16 protein-coding genes are annotated in these 18,043 nt (G+C 66.5%); 5 read left to right on the forward strand and 11 right to left on the reverse strand.

Annotation, left to right across the window (positions count from 1 at the left end; genetic code table 11):
- On the forward strand, positions 1 to 974 hold a 974-nt coding region (locus ABF821_RS03445; RefSeq protein WP_415529031.1), incomplete at its 5' end, for a DMT family transporter.
- Between the two features lie 33 nt (positions 975 to 1,007).
- Here ABF821_RS03445 and ABF821_RS03450 read toward each other — a convergent pair.
- The gene (locus tag ABF821_RS03450) at positions 1,008 to 1,505 is read right to left on the reverse strand and encodes a GNAT family N-acetyltransferase (RefSeq protein WP_182973226.1); all 498 of its coding nucleotides are present in this window, start codon (positions 1,503 to 1,505) and stop codon (positions 1,008 to 1,010) included.
- Between the two features lie 95 nt (positions 1,506 to 1,600).
- Positions 1,601 to 2,695 carry a Rieske 2Fe-2S domain-containing protein gene (locus ABF821_RS03455; RefSeq protein WP_415529032.1) on the reverse strand — a complete coding sequence of 365 codons (1,095 nt, stop codon included), beginning with the start codon at positions 2,693 to 2,695 and terminating at the stop codon, positions 1,601 to 1,603.
- 537 nt (positions 2,696 to 3,232) lie between these two features.
- Here ABF821_RS03455 and ABF821_RS03460 point away from each other — a divergent pair.
- Positions 3,233 to 4,024 carry a class I SAM-dependent methyltransferase gene (locus tag ABF821_RS03460; protein WP_220791703.1) on the forward strand — a complete coding sequence of 264 codons (792 nt, stop codon included), beginning with the start codon at positions 3,233 to 3,235 and terminating at the stop codon, positions 4,022 to 4,024.
- Between the two features lie 157 nt (positions 4,025 to 4,181).
- On the opposite strand, the gene ABF821_RS03465 is transcribed toward ABF821_RS03460, so the two are convergent.
- Positions 4,182 to 5,093: a LysR family transcriptional regulator gene (locus ABF821_RS03465; RefSeq protein ID WP_415529033.1), complete on the reverse strand. Its 912-nt coding sequence runs from the start codon at positions 5,091 to 5,093 to the stop codon at positions 4,182 to 4,184.
- 170 nt (positions 5,094 to 5,263) lie between these two features.
- Here ABF821_RS03465 and ABF821_RS03470 point away from each other — a divergent pair, with 170 nt between their 5' ends.
- The gene (locus ABF821_RS03470; protein ID WP_415529034.1) at positions 5,264 to 5,875 is read left to right on the forward strand and encodes an FMN-dependent NADH-azoreductase; all 612 of its coding nucleotides are present in this window, start codon (positions 5,264 to 5,266) and stop codon (positions 5,873 to 5,875) included.
- 274 nt (positions 5,876 to 6,149) lie between these two features.
- Here ABF821_RS03470 and ABF821_RS03475 read toward each other — a convergent pair whose 3' ends face one another.
- The 4 genes from ABF821_RS03475 to pdxA form a co-directional block, all read right to left on the reverse strand.
- Complete coding sequence (locus ABF821_RS03475; RefSeq protein ID WP_415529035.1) at positions 6,150 to 8,273, reverse strand: prolyl oligopeptidase family serine peptidase; 2,124 nt, start codon at positions 8,271 to 8,273, stop codon at positions 6,150 to 6,152.
- 99 nt (positions 8,274 to 8,372) lie between these two features.
- On the reverse strand, positions 8,373 to 8,735 hold the full coding sequence (locus tag ABF821_RS03480; protein WP_415529036.1) for a cupin domain-containing protein: 363 nt from the start codon (positions 8,733 to 8,735) through the stop codon (positions 8,373 to 8,375).
- 14 nt (positions 8,736 to 8,749) lie between these two features.
- Positions 8,750 to 9,445, reverse strand: coding sequence for a 4-hydroxythreonine-4-phosphate dehydrogenase (locus ABF821_RS03485; RefSeq protein ID WP_415529037.1), 696 nt, complete (start codon positions 9,443 to 9,445; stop codon positions 8,750 to 8,752).
- Positions 9,442 to 10,455 carry a 4-hydroxythreonine-4-phosphate dehydrogenase PdxA gene (gene pdxA, locus ABF821_RS03490; protein WP_415529038.1) on the reverse strand — a complete coding sequence of 338 codons (1,014 nt, stop codon included), beginning with the start codon at positions 10,453 to 10,455 and terminating at the stop codon, positions 9,442 to 9,444. The genes ABF821_RS03485 and pdxA overlap by 4 nt, the downstream gene beginning before the upstream one ends.
- A gap of 63 nt (positions 10,456 to 10,518) precedes the next feature.
- Here pdxA and ABF821_RS03495 point away from each other — a divergent pair, with 63 nt between their 5' ends.
- Positions 10,519 to 11,403 carry a LysR family transcriptional regulator gene (locus ABF821_RS03495; RefSeq protein WP_415529039.1) on the forward strand — a complete coding sequence of 295 codons (885 nt, stop codon included), beginning with the start codon at positions 10,519 to 10,521 and terminating at the stop codon, positions 11,401 to 11,403.
- A gap of 76 nt (positions 11,404 to 11,479) precedes the next feature.
- Here ABF821_RS03495 and ABF821_RS03500 read toward each other — a convergent pair whose 3' ends face one another.
- Positions 11,480 to 12,778 (reverse strand): DEAD/DEAH box helicase, encoded by a 1,299-nt coding sequence (locus ABF821_RS03500; RefSeq protein ID WP_415529065.1) that lies wholly within the window; start codon positions 12,776 to 12,778, stop codon positions 11,480 to 11,482.
- Between the two features lie 177 nt (positions 12,779 to 12,955).
- Between ABF821_RS03500 and ABF821_RS03505 the strand changes: the two genes are divergently transcribed.
- Positions 12,956 to 15,472 (forward strand): excinuclease ABC subunit A, encoded by a 2,517-nt coding sequence (locus tag ABF821_RS03505; protein WP_415529040.1) that lies wholly within the window; start codon positions 12,956 to 12,958, stop codon positions 15,470 to 15,472.
- Between the two features lie 19 nt (positions 15,473 to 15,491).
- Here the strand turns inward: ABF821_RS03505 and phnE are convergent, their stop codons facing one another.
- The 3 genes from phnE to ABF821_RS03520 are packed head-to-tail and all read right to left on the reverse strand — an operon-like array spanning position 15,492 to position 17,994.
- Positions 15,492 to 16,304, reverse strand: coding sequence for a phosphonate ABC transporter, permease protein PhnE (phnE, locus tag ABF821_RS03510; RefSeq protein ID WP_415529041.1), 813 nt, complete (start codon positions 16,302 to 16,304; stop codon positions 15,492 to 15,494).
- Positions 16,304 to 17,080, reverse strand: coding sequence for a phosphonate ABC transporter ATP-binding protein (locus tag ABF821_RS03515; protein WP_415529042.1), 777 nt, complete (start codon positions 17,078 to 17,080; stop codon positions 16,304 to 16,306). Before ABF821_RS03515 ends, phnE begins: the two co-directional genes overlap by 1 nt.
- Positions 17,077 to 17,994: a phosphate/phosphite/phosphonate ABC transporter substrate-binding protein gene (locus ABF821_RS03520; RefSeq protein ID WP_415529043.1), complete on the reverse strand. Its 918-nt coding sequence runs from the start codon at positions 17,992 to 17,994 to the stop codon at positions 17,077 to 17,079. The genes ABF821_RS03515 and ABF821_RS03520 overlap by 4 nt, the downstream gene beginning before the upstream one ends.
- Positions 17,995 to 18,043: the final 49 nt, after the last annotated feature.

Raw genomic sequence — 18,043 nt, forward strand, 5'->3', positions numbered from 1 at the left:
CCGGGCGGGCAGCGGGGCCGGGCGTGGGGCCGAGATTGGGGCTGGGTCTGGGATACGGCGTGGCGGCCGGCGCGTTCTGGGCGCTGGGGTTCCTCGCACCGGCACTGGCGGGCGATTTCACGCCATTGCAGATCTCGATCGGCCGTTATCTGGCCTATGGCGCATTCTCGCTGATCGCACTGGCGCCGCGCTGGCCGACGCTGCGCGCGACGATCGGAAGGCGGGATGTCCGCGCCCTGTTCATGCTCGGGCTGCTGGGCAACATCCTCTATTACGTCCTGCTGTCCTACGCGGTGCGGCTGGGCGGGATCGCCGCCACCTCGCTGATCATCGGCCTGCTGCCGGCGGTGCTGACGCTGATCGGCAGCCGTGATGACGGCGCGGTGCCGCTGTGGCGGCTGGCGCCTTCGCTGCTGTTCAGCCTCGCCGCCATCGCCTGTATCGGCTGGGGGGCGATCGGCACGGCCGCCCCGGCGGCGCGGGGGGCACCGCTGCTCGGCTGGCTGTGTGCCGTCGGTGCCATGCTGTCCTGGGCGGCCTTCGCCGTCATCAACCAGCGCTGGCTGGCCCGGCTGCACCATGTCTCGGCGCAGGAATGGAACCTGCTGACCGGCGGCGCCACCGGCATTCTGGCGGTGCTGGTCGCGGGGCCAGCCTTCCTGCTCGGGGCGCCGGGCACAGCCGGCGGGCGGGACTGGGCGCGCTTCGTGGCTGTGGTGGCCGGCACCGGCTTCCTGGTGTCGATCGTGGGCAATGTCTTCTGGAACCGCATGAGCCGCCTGCTGCCGCTGACGCTGGCGGGGCAGATGATCCTGTTCGAAACCCTGTTCGCGCTGCTCTATGGTTTTCTGTGGGAACGGCGCCTGCCGGGCACGATCGAAATCGCGGCGATCCTGCTGGTCTGCGCCAGCGTGCTGTCGGGCATGGCTGTCCACCGTCCGGTTGCCGTCACCCCGGCCCCAGAGCCTTCGTGATATTGTAAATATCTTGTTGCGGCCGGCGGTTTTTCAGGAAGCCTGGTCGTCGAGCGCGCGGAACATGACGTGGCAATCCACCGGCCCCAGCGTGGCGTGGCGATAGGCACCGGGCAGGGTGCCGACGATCAGGAACCCGGCCCGGCGCCAGAGCCGGATCGCGACCTGGTTGCTGGCCACCACCATGTTGAACTGCATGGCGGTAAATCCCAGCCGCCGGGCTTCGGTCAGCGCATGCGCGCACAGCGCGGCCGCCACGCCCTGCCCACGCGCCGCCGGTGCCACGATAAATCCGGCATTGCAGACATGATCGCCCGGCCCGGCGGCATTGGGCTTGATGTAGGAACTGCCCAGAATGGCCCCGTCGCGTTCGGCCACGAAGGTGGCGCGCGGCGCCTCGCCCCACAGGGCCCAGCCCGCCGCACGGTCCAGTTCGGGGTCCAGCGCATAGGTTTCGCGCGCGCGGGCGATGTCGCGGAGGATCGGCCAGACCGTCTCGAAATCGTCGGGCCTCATCGGACGGATCAGCATGCGGCATTCCTCTGGTGCGGGGCCGACAAGACAGGCCGGTCTGGCATCACCGACTGGGCATCACCGACCGGGCATCACGGAGAAGGGCGTACGGCCTATCGCTGCGCGGGCTGCCCCGGCCGGCCGCACCGCACCAGCAGCGCGCGCAGATGGTTGACCACGGGAAAGACCTCGCGGTTGCGGTCGCCGCCCTGGGCGTCCCATGCCTGCTGCTCCAGTTCCACCACCTCGCGGTCTTCCTCGAAGATCCGGTTGGTGAACACCGCCAGCGCCGGCCAGATCAGGTCGATCAGGAAGGGAATCTTCGGCCGCCGCACCGACAGCAGGCCGAAGGCGCGGCTGGTGCGCTGGTCGGCGCTCTGCGGCACGTAGGCCACCCACAGATCCATCATCAGGTCGCCGTCCTTGTCGACGATATTCAGCGTCTGGTACGGGTATTCGGTTCGCACCGTCACCACTTCCTCGACCGGCTGCTCCTTGCCCTTCAGGTCGCGATGGCGGCCGAAGATCAGGGCTTCGGCCAGCGGCTGGCGGGTGTCGGTACGGCCGAAGCTGTAGCGGGCCTCGACGAAATTCTCGCCCCGGTCCTGGCCCAGGAAGCGGGCGCGGATCTGCCCCATCTGGCGGCGATGCAGGAACTGATGGTTCATGTCCATCAGGTTCTCGTGCATGAAGGTGTAGTGGCAGGCCACGCGGGGGCCGAACTGCCGCGTGCGGTATTCCGGATCGCCGACATGCGCCAGCCTGGGCATCGGCACCGAATCGGCCAGCGCGGGGTCGCCGGGGAAGACGAAGATCAGCCCGCCCTCTTCGCGGCAGGGATAGGTGCGCACGCCGTTGGGCAGCTTGCCCTTGCCCAGATAGGGCACGTCGATGCACCGGCCCGAGCGGCCATAGGCCCAGCCGTGATAGCAGCACTGCACCGCCTGGCCCTTCACCGTACCCTTGCTCAGCGGCACCTGCCGGTGGGCGCAGCGATCCTCCAGCGCGAAGACCGCGCCTTCGGTGGGGCGGACGAGGGCGATCGGCAGGCCGGCATAGCGCACGCCGATGGTCTTGCCGGTCTTGAGTTCATGCGACCAGGCCACGGGGTACCAGAAATCGGGATCACAATCGACCGTGCGCAGGTCGGGGCTCCCGAGGCTGATGTCCGTGTCACGCTCGGTGATGGTGATCTGGTCCATGCTCATGTCCGTTCCGGTTTCTTTCCTGATCGCGCATTGTCCTCCCTCGGCAGCGTCCCTGTCTCGCCCCAGTTGTGAAACCGAGCCTTGCAGGAAACGAAACGGCAGGCTCTTCCCCGCTTGACACGATGCATAGCTCTCAGGCGGTTTCCGCGGTCGCGGCCATGTCCTTGCCCTGGGGCCGCGCCAGGCCGGCCGCATGGTGCGCCATGACAGCCTCGCCCGTTCCGCCGGCATGATCAATCCCGTCTCTGTCAGGCCCGGCGCCATTTATCAGGTTTCGCCGTCGAAATACCATGCGCCGGCCATGCGCCGGAACGATGGGGCACGCAGGCCGTTGAAACCATTGGCGCCGCCCGCTGCCCGGCGGGTGGTTCGCTATCAGGGGGCTGGTGCGCATTCCCGGTCTTTCGCCTGTTCCCGATCGGTTTTATGCTCTCGGGCAGGATCTTCCGGTTCCGCCTTCGCGCCTCCGGGAAGTTGACACAGGCGGCAGACCGGCTGCCGGCGCGCCATAGAGGCGCGGGTATGGAGAAACAAGGCATGGCCGTTCGCAGTCTTCTTCTGACCGTCATGGTGGGCGCGAGCGTCGCAGCCGCCGCCATCGCGCCGGCCTACGCCCAGTCGCCTCTCTATCAGGGCCGGCGCGGCGGTGCGGTCGGGATCGCCGCTGCCGTCGCCAGCAAGGATCGGCCGGACGAGGACGTGGCCAGCGACAAGAACCGCAAGCCCGCCAGCCTGCTGGCCTTCGCCGGCCTGAAGCGTGGTATGAACGTCGCCGACATCATGCCGGGCAAGGGCTATTTCACGCGCCTGTTCAGCAACGTGGTCGGTGGCGAGGGGCATGTCTGGGCCATCGTGCCAGCCGGGCTGGTGGCGAAGAAGCCCACGGCGGCGGATGCGGTGAAGGCCACCGCCGCGATGCCGGTATTCTCCAATGTCTCGGTCCTGATCCAGCCGCTGGACGCGATTCAGGTGCCCAAGCGGCTCGACCTCGTCTGGACGGCGCAGAATTATCACGATGTCTATTACGGCGCCGGCGTCGATGCCGCGTTGGCGTTCGACAAATCGGTATTCGCAGCATTGCGTCCGGGCGGCGTGTTCATCGTGATCGACCATGTGGCCAATCCGGGCGCGGATGCCGACGTGGCGAAGCTGCACCGGATCGACCCGGCGATCATCCGCCGGCAGGTCGAGGCGGCGGGTTTCCATTTCGAAAGTGAGAGCAAGGTGCTCGTCAATCCGGACGATAACCACGACCTGCCGGTGTTCGATCCCGCGATCCGGGGCCGTACCGATCAGGTCGTGCTGAAATTCCGCAAGCCGGCGCACTGATGCGTGCTCGGGCTTTCCTGCCAGAGCATTGCCACCGAAAACCGGTTCGGTGGAAATGTTCTGGTCCAAGCCCGAGCCCTGTCGGGCCACCAAATTCTCGGTGCGAGGCCGCCGCAGTTTTTTGCGCGGTAGCGATATTGGCTTTTCGACGTTCGAATTACTGATTGGCTGTTCCACCTGGGCAGAGCTTTAGTCTGTCGACGAGCCAGCGGCCGGCAGGCCCCGGCGGCTCGGCCGTGGGATAAACGACCGTCATGGGCATATTGGCTCCCCCCTGGGAGATGTCCTCGACGCGGAGTTCGACCAGTCGGCCGCTTTCGATATCGGCGCGAACGGTATGAAAGGGCATGCCGCCCCAACCCAACCCCCCGAGCAGGAAGTGATGTTTGGCGTAGAGATCCGCGAGCCTCCATGTCAGGGGAGACATGACGCCGCGCTCCCGCCCCGCGGATAGCGTGGTCCGGTCGGCCAGCACGAGCTGGACGTGGCGTGCCAGTTCCTCGCGGGGAATGACACCGTCGAACCGCGCCAGAGGGTGGTCGCGAGAGGCCACCATCATGAAGCGGATACCCCCCAGCGCCTCGCTGGACATAGAGCTGGGAAGATCGGGGAGCGGGCCTGCAATGCCGATACCGGCCCTTCCATCGAGAAGAGGCTGAAAGACACCGCCAAGAGCTTCGACGTACAGCCGCAAGGGCGTGTGTGGAAATGTCTCGCGGAACCCGGTCGCCACGGCTGTCACACGGTCCATCGGGAAGAATACATCGACCACGACCGACAATTCGGGCTCCAGCCCCGATGACATGCCTTTGGCCCGCGCCTTCATGAAATCCACACCCGAAACCACGCCGCGCGCATCGGCCAGCAGCACCCGACCGGCGGCCGTCAGTTGCGGGTAACGGCCGGTCCGATCGAACAGCACGATCCCCATCTGCATCTCAAGAGTGGCGATCATCTCGCTGACCGCCGACTGCGACCGGTGCAGCAGCCGCGCCGCCGCCGAGAAGCTGCCTTCATCACTCGCGGCAATGAATGTGCGCAGTTGATCCAGCGATACACCATCCAGCATGGAGCCTCTCTTCGATCCATCGTTCTGTCCGATATTATATATCGGAATATAGCGGCTTTATAGGTGGGTTCATCCATGAGACACGCTGGATCATGTTCGGAGCAATCAGAGACCTGTTCTCAGCGCGCAACAGAAAATCCCTGTCCCCTTCTTCCACGGAGACGACCACGATGAAGATCCTGCATATTGATTCCAGCATTCTCGGACATTATTCGGTCAGCCGGCAGCTTTCCGCGGAAACCGTCGCGCGACACAAGGCAGCGCACCCGGATGCCACCGTCATCTATCGGGATCTCGCTACCGATCCAGTGCCTTATCTGACCGGCGCGCATATGGCGGCGCTACAGGGGAAGCCGGTCACGGATACCGCGCTCGCCGACGATCTGGCGATCGGCGACGGGCATATCAATGATCTCCTGGCAGCCGACATCGTCGTCATCGGCGTTCCGATGTATAATTTTTCCCTTCCCGCCCAGCTCAAATCCTGGATCGACCGTGTGGTCGTAGCGGGCAAGACGTTCCGGTACGGTGCGTCGGGGCCTGAAGGTCTCCTTCCGCAGGGCAAGAAGGCGTTCCTGATCTCGACGCGTGGCGGGATCTATACCGGGGACAGCCCGGCCGCGATGCTGGATCATCAGGAAAAATATCTCGCCGCCGTCCTGGCCTTCATCGGTCTCACAGATGTCACCTGGATACGTGCCGAAGGACTGGCTCTGGGGCAGGACGCGAAAGACGCCACCATCGTGCAGGCGCAGGGTGAAATCGCCCGTCTTCAGGGCTGAACAGCGTTTTATCCAACGGGAGGAATCTCTCCATGACCCAACGTCATTTCGCCCGTGGTGCTTCCATGGTGAAGCTGGCCGATAGCGCATCCTTCCACTCGCGTGAAAACAACGCACCGTCAAATCCCGCGCCTTAACAGGCGTGTCGGACGCTGGGTCACAAACCATCGGTCGATCTATCGCGTGCGCCGGGGCCGAACATAAGCCGGGGTCGAACAAAAAACGGGGCTCCGCAGGAGCCCCGCTTTTCGTATCGTGTTCCGCCGTTCGCGGGTCAGCGCGTCCTGCCAAGTTGTGACCACAGATAGGCGTAGCTGAGTGCCTGTGTCTGGGCGACTTCCTTCTGGCTGGCACCAAAGCCGTGACCACCCGCGACCTGCTCCCAGTAGTAGTAAGGCAGCTTCATCTCGCTCATCCGCCAGGCAAATCGCCGGGCATGGACCGGACCGACGCGGTCGTCCTTGGTGGTCGTCTCGATAAACGGCACCGGATACTTCACCCCTTCCTTCAGGTTCTGAAGCGGGGAAATGCTGCGCAGGAACGCCTTCTGTTCGGGAATGGAGACGGTGCCGTACTCCCCGACCCACGATGCCCCAGCCGACATGTGTTCGTAATTCATCATGTCCAGCAGCGGCACTTCGATATCGACGGCTTTCCAGTAATCGGGATGCTGGGTGAATTCCACCCCCATCAGCAGCCCGCCATTCGACCCACCCTGGATGGCAAGGTGCTGAGGCGACGTCACCTTGCGCTCCATCAGATCCTTCGCCACCGCGGCAAAATCGTCATAGATGCGCTGGCGGTTCGTCTTCAGGCCCGCGTCATGCCAGGCCGGCCCGAACTCGCCACCCCCGCGGATATTGGCCAGCACATAGACCCCCCCACGGGCGAGCCAGTTGTTGCCGATGCCCGCCGAGTAGAACGGAAACAGCGGAACCTCGAAACCACCATAGGCATAAAGCAGCGTCGGGTTCGTCCCATCCAGCGGCATAGTCTTGCGATGGACAATGAAATACGGAATGTCCGTCCCGTCCTTCGAGCGCACTTCGTGCTGCTCGACCGTCATGTCCGAGGCATCGAACTGGCTGGGCAACGTGCGGATTTTCTGAACCGACGCCAGGTCGCTGTTGATCTCCCACAGCGTCGTGGGCGTCAGAAACCCCGACGAGGTGGCGTAAGCGAAGGGCGAGTCCTCATCCGTGCTGATCAGATCGACCGACATGTTCTGCGGTAACGGAAGATCCCGATGCGTAAAATCCGTGCCATTGGCGGCAGGCGTGTAGATGGCGATCTTGCCGCGCACATTGTCATACAGCGTGACGATCAGATGACCATGGCTGGTGGACGCGCCCTCGATCACCTGCCCCGCCGTCGGGGCCAGCAGAAGCTGCGGCGCCGGATTCTTCGCCGCAGGGTCGACCAGCACGAGCGACCCCTTGGTGAATGTCTGGCCGTTTACCGTCCAGTCCTCATCCAGAAGAACGACAAGCCGCGCATTGAACAGCGCCGAAACGCTGGATTTCAGCGGCAGGGCAAGCGAAGTGGTCTGTCCGTCACGATAGAGGAACGTCCGCGAGGCGAACGCATCCAGCCCCTCACGGATCAGCACGACCTGATGGCCCGCGCCGTCATGCAGCACTTCGGGGCCGACCTCGACATCCTTCCTGTTTCCCGCAAAGACGGTCTGCGCCTGGTCGAGAGACTGACCGCGCTTCAGGATTTTGACGATATACGGGTAGGAAGACTCCGTCAGGTCGTCCGCGCTCCAGGGATAGCTGACCAGCAAACTGTCGCGATCAAGCCAGGATGAATCCTGTTTGGCATGCGGCAGGGAAAATCCGCCTTCGACGAACTGGCCGGTTCTGAGGTCGAATTCGCGGACGGTGCTGGCATCCTCGCCGCCATCGGAGAGGTGCAGAAGGCAAAGGTTCTGCTGGGAATGCAGGCAATCAATGCCCTTATAGACCCAGTTGCGCTTTTCTTTCGCCGCCAGCGCATCGAGGTCGAGGGCGACCGTCCATTCCGGATGATCGGTCGCAAACGAGTCCGCCGTCGTGCGGCGCAGAATGCCCCGCAGATGGTGCTCGTCGCGCCAGAAATTATAAACCATCCCGTCCATCTGCATCGGCATGGCCAGACGGTCATGCGTCTGAAGCAGCTTCAGCGAGGTATCATACAGCCCCTTGTACAGCGGGCCATGACCCAGCAGGTCCAGTGTGCGGGCATTCTGGGCTTTCACCCAGCCCATGGCCCGCGCACCATTGATGTCGTTCAGCCATGCCGGAATGGTGTCGGGCAGATCGGCGGCATGCACGGGCATGGCCGAAGGCGTCAGCAGGCTTGCGCCCAGAAGTGCGACCAGCGTGCCGCGACCGAAAATCCTGAATGGTGCCACCACGAAGCGTCCCTGAATGTTACAGTGTAACTGTTTCATTGCAGCAGACAAACCGCAAGGGGCGCGGAGCGCGGAGACGAAATGGCGGCATCCCGCCCGCGCTCATAGCGGCGAGGGCGCCTGCACGGTGCGGTCGTTGATCACATTGCCCGTATTGAGGGTCGTATTCGGTTCCAGCAGGACGACATGGCATTCGTCGCCCAGGGCCTCGGGACAATGCTCCACGCCATGCGGCACGATCAGGAATTCGCCGACTGCGACATCGATGACGCGATCCCGGAAATGCATGCGCAATGTCCCCGATACGACCAGGAACAGTTCGTCTTCATGTTCGTGATGATGCCAGTCGAACATTCCCTTGAGTTTCACCAGCTTGATCTGGGAGGTGTTGATGTCGCCCGCCACGCGGGGGCTCCAGTAATCGGAAAACGTCGCGAACGCCTGCGTCAGGTTTATCTTTTCCATCGAATGCGTCTCCATCATGCTTTGGACAGGATCGTTGTGGACAGGATAGTCTGGATACAGCCGATCTGCCCCGCCAGATCAGCCGATGCCGGAAACGCGCCGTCGAAGGCCGCCGTGCCGACCGTGAAACCGGCGGCACCCGCCAAGGCCGCAGCCCTGATCCGCTCCGCCCGGTCGAGCGACCCGGCGACAATGACGGGCTTGTCCGCCACGGCGCGGCAAACCCGCCGCATCAGGGCCGGCACGTCTCCCGCGAAGCGATAGGCCAGCAGATCCAGCCCATGCACGCCCGGTCGCGCTGCCAGGGCGGCGGCGCTGCGCACGATCTCGGCTTCGGTCCCTTCGAGAACGCTCGGATGCCCGTTGATCCGGCCGGGAAACGGATAGTAGCGGATCGCCGTGCCGTCCAGCAGCCGCAGCACGTCATCAACATGCGTGCCGCCCAGAAGATAATCGACACCCAGGGCGATCCCGGCCCGCACCGAACGAAGCTCGCTCTCGCGATCGCGCGAGACCACTTCAAGAGACATCCTGGCCCCCGCCTGCCGGATCGCGCGTGCAAGGACCTGGAGCCCCGCAAACGGCAGCCCGATATCCTTGAACCCGATATGGCGGACACCGGCGGTCCGGACGGTCTCCACCAGGTCGGCCGCGTTCTCCACCGTCCGGTCGTGGCGGGTCAGCATGAAGATGAAATCGGGCGGGATCATGCGGCGGCTCCGGTCAGGCGAAGGGCGTAATCGAACGCCGTTTCCAGGCTGGACGGATCGGCGACGCCCCGTCCCGCGATCGCGAAGGCGGTGCCGTGGTCGGGGCTGGTGCGCACGAAGGGCAGGCCGAGCGTGATGTTCACCCCCTGCGCGAGACCCATATATTTCACCGGAATCAGTCCCTGGTCGTGATATTGCGCCACCACGACATCGAAATGCTTGGCGCGCGCCTGCATGAACACGGTGTCCCCCGGCCATGGGCCGGAGGCATCCATGCCCTCGCTGCGCGCCTGCGCGATGGCGGGCGCGATGATGCGGGCTTCCTCGTCACCGAACAGACCGCCTTCCCCGGCATGGGGATTAAGGCCCGCCACCGCAATGCGCGGGCAGGCGACGCCCAACGCCCGCGCGCCCGCATGGGCCAGCCGGATCGCCGTCATCTGCGCGGGAAAATCGGCGCGACGGATCGCCTCCCTCAGCGCACAATGGATGGTCACCAGCACGACGCGAATCTCCTCATTCGCCAGCATCATGGCGACATCCGCGCCACCGGCCTGCGCGGCAAGGATTTCCGTATGGCCCGGATAGCGCACCCCGGCGGCGGCAAGGGCTTCCTTGTGGATCGGCGCGGTAACGACGCCGCCAACCGCTCCCGCCTTCGCCAACCCGATCGCGGACAGGATCGCCGCATAGGCGGCCCGGCCGCTTTCGGCGCTGACCCGCCCCACGGGCGGCAGGGCCACGCAGTCCGAGGACGCCAGCACGTTCAACACCCCATCCCCGAACCGGGCCTCGTCCGGCCTGGCCACCCGGCGCACCCGCGCGGCCGGGTCCAGCGCGGTCAGCGCATGGTCCATCACCATCGGGTCACCGATGACGATCCAGCGCCGCCGCGCCGGTCGCCGCAGGAACATCCGGGCCACGATCTCCGGCCCGATGCCGGCGGGGTCGCCCATCGTGACGGCGAGCGGCCGGGCAGGGGAGGCATTCTCGTTCATGATGGTGAGCATAACGGAACGCTCCGGCAGGAAAATCGATATGAACTGACCCGTTCCGGTGATAAAAACTGACCAATGAAGCGGTCCGACATCCCCTCGCTGGACGATCTGCGTGCGTTCGAGGCCGTCACGCGCCTCGGCGCGGTGCGGGCGGCGGCGGCGGAACTGGCCCTGACCCACGGCGCCGTCAGCCGCCGGGTTTCCAAACTCGCCGCCGAACTGCATGTGCGCCTGCTGGAGCCGGACGGACGCGGCGTGCGGCCGACCAGGGCGGGCGAGCGCCTGGCCCAGGCCACGAGCGACGCGCTGCGGGGGATCGCGGCGGCACTGGCCGAAATCCGCTCGGCCTCCGGCGCGCAGCCGATCGTCCTGTCCTGCGAGCGGTCATTGGCGATGCGCTGGCTGATCCCGCGCCTGTCCGACTTCCAGGATCGCCATCCCGGCATCGACGTGCATCTTTCAACGGGCGGCGGCGCGCTGGATTTCGCGCGGGAGCGCATCACGCTGGCGATCCGGCGCCTCGATTTCCCGCTCGCTCCCGACTGGACGGTGACGACGCTGGTGCCGGAAGCGGTCGGGCCGGTCATGCGCCCCGACATGGCGCGGCGGTTCGCGGACGCGGACTATCTGGCGCTGGGGTCGCGCACCCGTCCCGAGGCATGGAAGAACTGGCTGGCCTCCCGGCCCGACATGTCCACGCCGCGCGAAATCCGCCTGTACGACCATCATTTCATGATGCTGGAAGCCGCCGCCAGCGGCCTGGGCGTCGCCCTGTCCCCCCGCATCATCGCGGCGGACGATGTCGCGAACGGGCGCCTGCTGGCACCCGCCGGATTCACCGCCGACGGAACGGCGTACGGGCTGATCCGACCCAGGGACGCATTGGTAACGAACAGTCTGAAAATACTCGAACAATGGCTTATGCGGCAGGCGGAGCACCCCATCCGGCCCGCCCCCTGACCCGCAACGCCGCCACAGCGCGCGGCCGGGGAGCACAAGCCCCCCTGAAACCCCCCGCGCGCCCGATCCGGCGCGATCAGGCGTCCTCGCGCACCGTCCCGGCCATTGCCGCCGCCCGCGCGGCGTTCTTCTCTTCCTCGGTCCAGACTTTGCGCTCGCGCTTCTGCTGCGGCTTGACCTGCTTGACCGGCCCACCCCCCAGCACGGGCGGGCGCATGGTCGAATGCCGTGCCTCTTCCGAATGCCACGGATGGTCGTCCCGCACGATCAGGGCGCGCCCGATCTCCCGCTCCACATCGCGCAGCCACGCCCGCTGCTCGGCATCGCACAGCGTGATGGCAAAGCCGTTGCGGCCGGCGCGGCCGGTGCGGCCGATGCGATGGACATAGCTTTCCGGCAGGCTCGGCAGGTCATGGTTGAACACATGCGTGACCGTATCGACATCGATGCCGCGCGCCGCGATATCCGTCGCCACCAGAACCTGCGCGGTGCCGGCGCGAAAGGCATCCAGCGCGCGTTCCCGCTGGCCCTGCGACTTGTTGCCGTGCAGCGCCTCGGCGGTGATGCCCGCCTCGGTGATGAAGGCGCAGACTTCGTTGGCGATGTTCTTCTGCAAGGTAAAGACCACGGCCTGGCCCATCCCCGGCGTCCGCAGCAATGCCAGCAGCGCCGCCTTCTTGTCGGCCGCATCGACGAACATGACCGACTGCTCGATCCGCTCGACGGTGGTCGAGGGCGGGGCGATCTCGACCTTCGCCGGATCGCGCAGCAGGCTTTCCGCCAGCGCGGCGATGGATTTCGGCATCGTCGCCGAAAACAGCACGGTATGCCGATCCTGCGGCAGCGTCGCGACGATCCGCTCGATCGGCTTGGCGAAGCCCATGTCGAGCATCTGGTCGGCCTCATCCAGCACCAGCGCCTCAAGCTGCGACAGGTCGCACAGCCCCTGCGTGATCAGGTCCAGCAACCGCCCCGGCGTGGCCACGATGATATCCACGCCGGCCGCCAGCGCGTTGATCTGATGAAACTGGCTGACACCGCCGAAAATCGTCGTCACGCTGGGCTGCTGATAGCGCCCGAAGCTTCCGAACCCATCGGCGATCTGCGAGACGAGTTCGCGCGTGGGCGCCAGGACCAGCACGCGCGCACCCCCCTGGGGCGCCGGGCGCGGGTTCGCGGCAAGCCGATGCAGCAGCGGCAGCGCGAAAGAGGCGGTCTTGCCCGTGCCGGTCTGGGCCATGCCCAGCAGGTCCCGCCCTTCCAGCAGCAGCGGAATCGACTGCGCCTGGATCGGGGTCGGAGAGACATACCCTTCCTCGGCCAGCGCGCTCAGCAGGGTCGGCGCCAGGGAGAGATCGGCAAACGTCATGGACATGGTCAAGCGGCGCCTCCGGCGCTGAAGTAAGGCTGCGCCTGTTCGGGCATCGCTGGTTCGGGAAGCCGGAATTCTACGGGCGATGCCCCATCGCGTCAACGCGCGGCGGCACAGCCCGCGTTTCGCCAGAGCGCCCCCGATGGGCTAGATATGTCTCTCCACCCGCCGGAGAGCCGCATGTCCCAGACGCCATCGCCCCACGAGATGATTCGCGTTCGCGGCGCGCGGGAGCATAATCTCGATAATGTCGATGTGGACCTGCCGCGCGACCGGCTGGTCGTCGTCACGGGCGTCTCGGGCTCGGGCAAATCCTCGCTGGCCTTCGGGACGATCTATGCCGAGGCCCAGCGCCGCTACCTGGAATCCGTCTCGCCCTACGCGCGGCGGCTGTTCGACCAGATGCCGGTGCCGGTCGTCGCCGCCATCGAAGGGCTTCCTCCGGCGGTCGCCCTCCAGCAGCAGCGGGGCGGCAGCAGCAGCCGGTCCAGCGTCGGCAGCCTGACCACGCTCTCCAACCTGCTGCGCATGCTCTATTCCCGCGCCGGCACCTACCCGCCCGGCCTGTCGCGGCTGGAGGCGGAATCCTTTTCCCCCAACACGCCCATGGGCGCCTGCCCGACCTGTCACGGTCTGGGCCGCGTCTATGATGTCACGGAAAAGACCCTGGTCCCCGACGACCGGCTGAGCATCCGCGAGCGCGCCGTGGCCGCATGGCCCACCGCCTGGCAGGGGCAGAATCTGCGCGACATCCTGATCACGCGCGGCGTGGATGTCGATCGTCCATGGCGCGACCTGCCGAAAGAGACCCGCGACTGGATTCTGTTCACCGAAGAAACCCCGACCGAGCCCGTCTATCCGGGGCGCACGCACGCGCAGGTGCAGGACGCCATCCGGCGCGGCATTCCGGCGGACTATAACGGCACGTTCAGCGGGGCGCGGCGCTACGTGCTGCACACCTTCACGCAATCGCAGAGCGAAAAGATGCGCCGGCGGGCCGCATCGTTCATGCTGTCCACCCCCTGTCCGTCCTGCCACGGCCAGCGGCTGAACCCCGATGCCCTGCGCGTGACATTCGACGGGCTGAACATCGCCGCCTTCGCGAACCGCCCGCTGGAAGACATCGCGTCCGCCCTGCGCACCTCCGCCAGAACATTGGAAAGCGGCCAGGACGCGACCGCGGTCGCTGCGCGGGGCATGGTCGAGGCCATGATCGAGCGCATCGGCGTGCTGCTCGATCTCGGGCTGGGCTATCTCCAGCTCGACCGGGGCGTGCAGACCCTCTCTCCCGGCGAATACCAACGCCTCCGCCTGGGCACGCAGATCCGCTCCAACCTGTTCGGCGTGGTCTATGTGCTCGACGAGCCGAGTTCCGGCCTGCACCCCGCCGACACGCAGGCCCTCCTGCGCGCGCTGGACGGCCTGCGCGCGGCCGGCAATTCCCTGATCGTGGTGGAGCACAATCCCGATGTGATCCACCGGGCGGAATGGCTGGTCGATGTCGGCCCCGACGCGGGCGAGCGCGGCGGACGCATCCTGTATAGCGGCCTCCCCGACGGCCTGCGGAACGTCAAGGCATCGCGCACCCGCCCCTATCTGTTCGATGCGGTCCAGCCTCGCACCACGCCGGTGCGCCAGCCGGGCGGACAGTTGAAGCTGACCGATATCTGCTGGAACAATCTGGACCATTTGTCCCTCACGCTTCCCCTCGGCGTCCTGGTGTCGGTCACGGGCGTCTCGGGCTCGGGCAAATCCAGCCTCGTCGGGCAGGCGCTGGTGTCGATCATGGCGCGCGCCCTGGGCCAGACAATGGAGATCGACCCCGAGGAAGACAGCACGGACGACGCGCCCCCGCCGGAACGGCGCGAACCGACCGGCACGGTTTCCGGCGGCACCGGCCCGGTCAAACGCATGGTCATGATCGACCAGAAGCCGATCGGCCGCACCCCGCGCTCCAACCCGGCCACCTATACCGGCCTGTTCGATACGATCCGCCGCCTGTTCGCCGAAACGCCCGAAGCGAAACAGCAGAGTTTCGATGCAGGATGGTTCTCCTTCAACGTCGCGAAAGGGCGATGCCCGCGCTGCGAAGGCGTGGGCACGGTGGATGTGGAACTGCTGTTCCTGCCCACGGTGCAGACGCCCTGTCCGGTCTGCCACGGCAGCCGGTACAAGGCCGAGGTGCTGGAAATCCGCTGGAACGGACACAATATTGCGGATGTGCTGGGCCTGAGCATCGACGAAGCGTGCGCTGTTTTCGCCGATGTGCCGGTTCTGGCCAGGGGGTTCGAGACGCTGCGCCGGGGCGGCCTGGGCTATCTGCGGCTGGGCCAGTCGGCGACCACGCTGTCGGGCGGCGAGGCCCAGCGCATCAAGCTCGCGACCGAGCTTCAGAAACAGCGCGGCGGCCACATCCTGTATGTTCTCGACGAGCCGACCACCGGCCTGCACCCGGCGGATGTGGACCGGCTGATGCGCCAGCTTCAGGCGCTGGTCGACCAGGGCAATACGGTGGTGCTGGCCGAGCACGACATGCGGGTCGCGGCGGCCAGCGACTGGGTCATCGACCTCGGCCCCGGCGCCGGCCGCCGGGGCGGCACCATCGTCGCCGCCGGCCCCCCTGCGCAGGTCGCGGCCTCGGAACGCAGCGTCACGGCGCCATTCCTGCGCCGCTATGCCCACCCCGACGAACCATGAAGGGATCGACAGGAAGAAATCAGGACAGATGCCGGCGAATGACGGATGACAGGCCTTCGACGGCGATGACCATCACCAGCGTCATCAGCAGCAGCAGCGAGGCGGTGCGGTACTGAAAAAGGCTGATGGCGGTATAAAGCTGGAACCCCAGCCCACCCGCGCCGACAAAACCCAGCACCAGAGACGAGCGAAGGTTTTCGTCGAACCGGTAGAGCACCAGCCCGAACATCGACGGGGCGAGCATCGGCACGACGCCATGCGCGAAAATCTGCAGGCGGTTGGCACCGGCCAGTTCCATCGCCTCCATCGGCATCACGTCCATGTCCTCGATCATTTCGGCCCCCAGCCGGCCCAGCATGCCCGCCGTGTGCAGCGTCAGCGACAGCACGCCGGGAAACGGCCCCAGACCGACCGCGGTGACGAAGATCAGCGCCCATACCAGGTCGGGCACGGCGCGCAGCAGCCCGACCACACAGCGCGCGGCCATCCGCACGGGGGCATGGCGCACGATGGTGCGCGAGGACAGCAGGGCCAGCGGGCAGGCCAGCAGGGCGCCCAACGCCGTGCCGACCAGCGCGATGTTGAAGGTTTCCTGCGCCGGCTTCCATTCCATGGGCAACTGGTGCCAGTCGGGCGGGCAGGCGCGCCGCACGATATCGACGATCCGCCCGGCGCCCGACAGCAGGTTGGCCGGGCTGACCTGCGTTTCGCGCGCCGCCTGGACCAGCAGCAGGGCCAGAACGGCCATGCCGCCCCAGAACAGGAAGCGGCCGGAGCGGGGGAGGGCGAAGCGGGCGCGTTCCGGCGGGGCGGCGGTCATGGTGCGGGGCATCAGGCGGCCTCCCTCATCGTTTCCCTCGCATACAGGTCGGCCAGGGCCTCATCGGTAACGTCGGCCGGCGGCAGGTCGAAGGCCAGCCGCCCGGCCTTCAGCCCGGCCAGGCGCGTGGCGTGGCGCCGGGCCAGGTCGATCTGGTGCAGCACGCACAGGATCGCCAGATTCTGTTCGCGGGCCACCCGGCGCAGCAGCACCATGACCTCTTCGGCCGCATCCGGGTCCAGGCTGGCGACGGGTTCGTCCGCCAGGATGACGGCGGGCCGCTGGGCCAGCGCCCGGGCGATGGCGACCCGCTGGGCCTGCCCGCCGGAGAGGGTGGAGGCACGCTGGGCCGCCAGGCCGGCCAGCCCCACCTGTTCCAGACAGTCCATGGCCAGCCCCCGTTCGGACCGGGGCAGGATGCCGGCCATCGAGGCAAGGTCCTGATGACGGCCCAGCGTACCGCACAGCACGTTGGAGAGGACCGCCCGCCGCCCGACCAGACGCGGGCTCTGAAAGACCATGCCCAGCGCCATGCGCGACTGGCGCCGCATCTCGCCCTTCAGGCCGCCGATCGGGGTGTCCCCGATCCGGATTTCCCCGCTGGAGGGCGGAATCATCCCCGATGCGATCTTCAGCGTCGTCGATTTGCCGCTGCCGTTGGCGCCCAGCAGCACGACGATCTCGCCCGGTCGAACGGCCAGGTCGATGCCATGCAGCACCATCCTGCGCCGCCCGGCGGTGTCGTAGGATTTGGTCACATCGCTCAGGACCAGGGACTCGCCGTTCATTGCGCACCTTGCATGTCGAGGCCGATCACCGGCGTCAGGCTGCGGATGCCGTCATAGGCGGCATCGGTCTGCGGGGTCAGGCGGGTCGTGGGCTCGGTACCCGTCCCGACATCGTTGGCCCGGATGTGGCTGACATCGACCGCCATCAGGGCATCGACCAGCTTCTTGCGAAAGGCGGGCGGCAGGCCGGGCGCCACGGCGATCGGCCCCTGCGGAATGGGGGGCGATCGCCACAGCACGGTATAGTCCGCGGCATTGTATTCGCCCGCCGCCTGGGCATCGGCGATCGTCTCGCTGTTCAGTTCCGCCGCATCGACCTGCCCGTTGCGGATGGCTTCGAAGGACGCGGTATGGGTGCCGGCGAAGCGGGCGACGAGATCCTGCTTCGGGTCGATGCCGGCGTTCTTGAGCGCCGCCGCCGGCAGCAGATGGCCCGAGGTCGAGCCCGGATCGGAGAACGCGAAACTATGCCCGCGCAATCCGGCCAGATCGTGAATGCCGGTGGCCGGCCGCGTCACGATGCTGGCGGTGTACAGCCCGGCACCCCCCAGCCTGGTCGAGAGCACGGCGACGGCCTCGGCGCCCGCCAGCTTGTGGGCGATGACGTAACCCAGCGGGCCGAACAGCCCGAGTTCGGCATGACCGGAGCGCATCGCCTCGATCTCGGCGCTGTAGGACACGGTAATCATCATATGGACCGGACAGTGCAGCCGCCCGGACAGATCCTGCGCGATGGCGTTGAAGACCGGTTCGAGCGTATTGATCGGCTCGTAAGGCTCGATCACCAGCGTAATGCCGTCGGCATGGGGGCAGGGGATGTCACTGTCGGCCGGGGGCGCATCGGCCCGCGACGGGCTGGCCCAGGCCAGGCAGGCGATGGCGGCCCCCAACACCATGGCAGATGAAGTTTTCATGACATGTCTAGACATGTTAGAGGCCCTTCCTGAAACTATGTCGCGGTGC

This window comes from Gluconacetobacter sp. (assembly GCF_047721585.1).
GTDB lineage: Bacteria > Pseudomonadota > Alphaproteobacteria > Acetobacterales > Acetobacteraceae > Gluconacetobacter > Gluconacetobacter dulcium.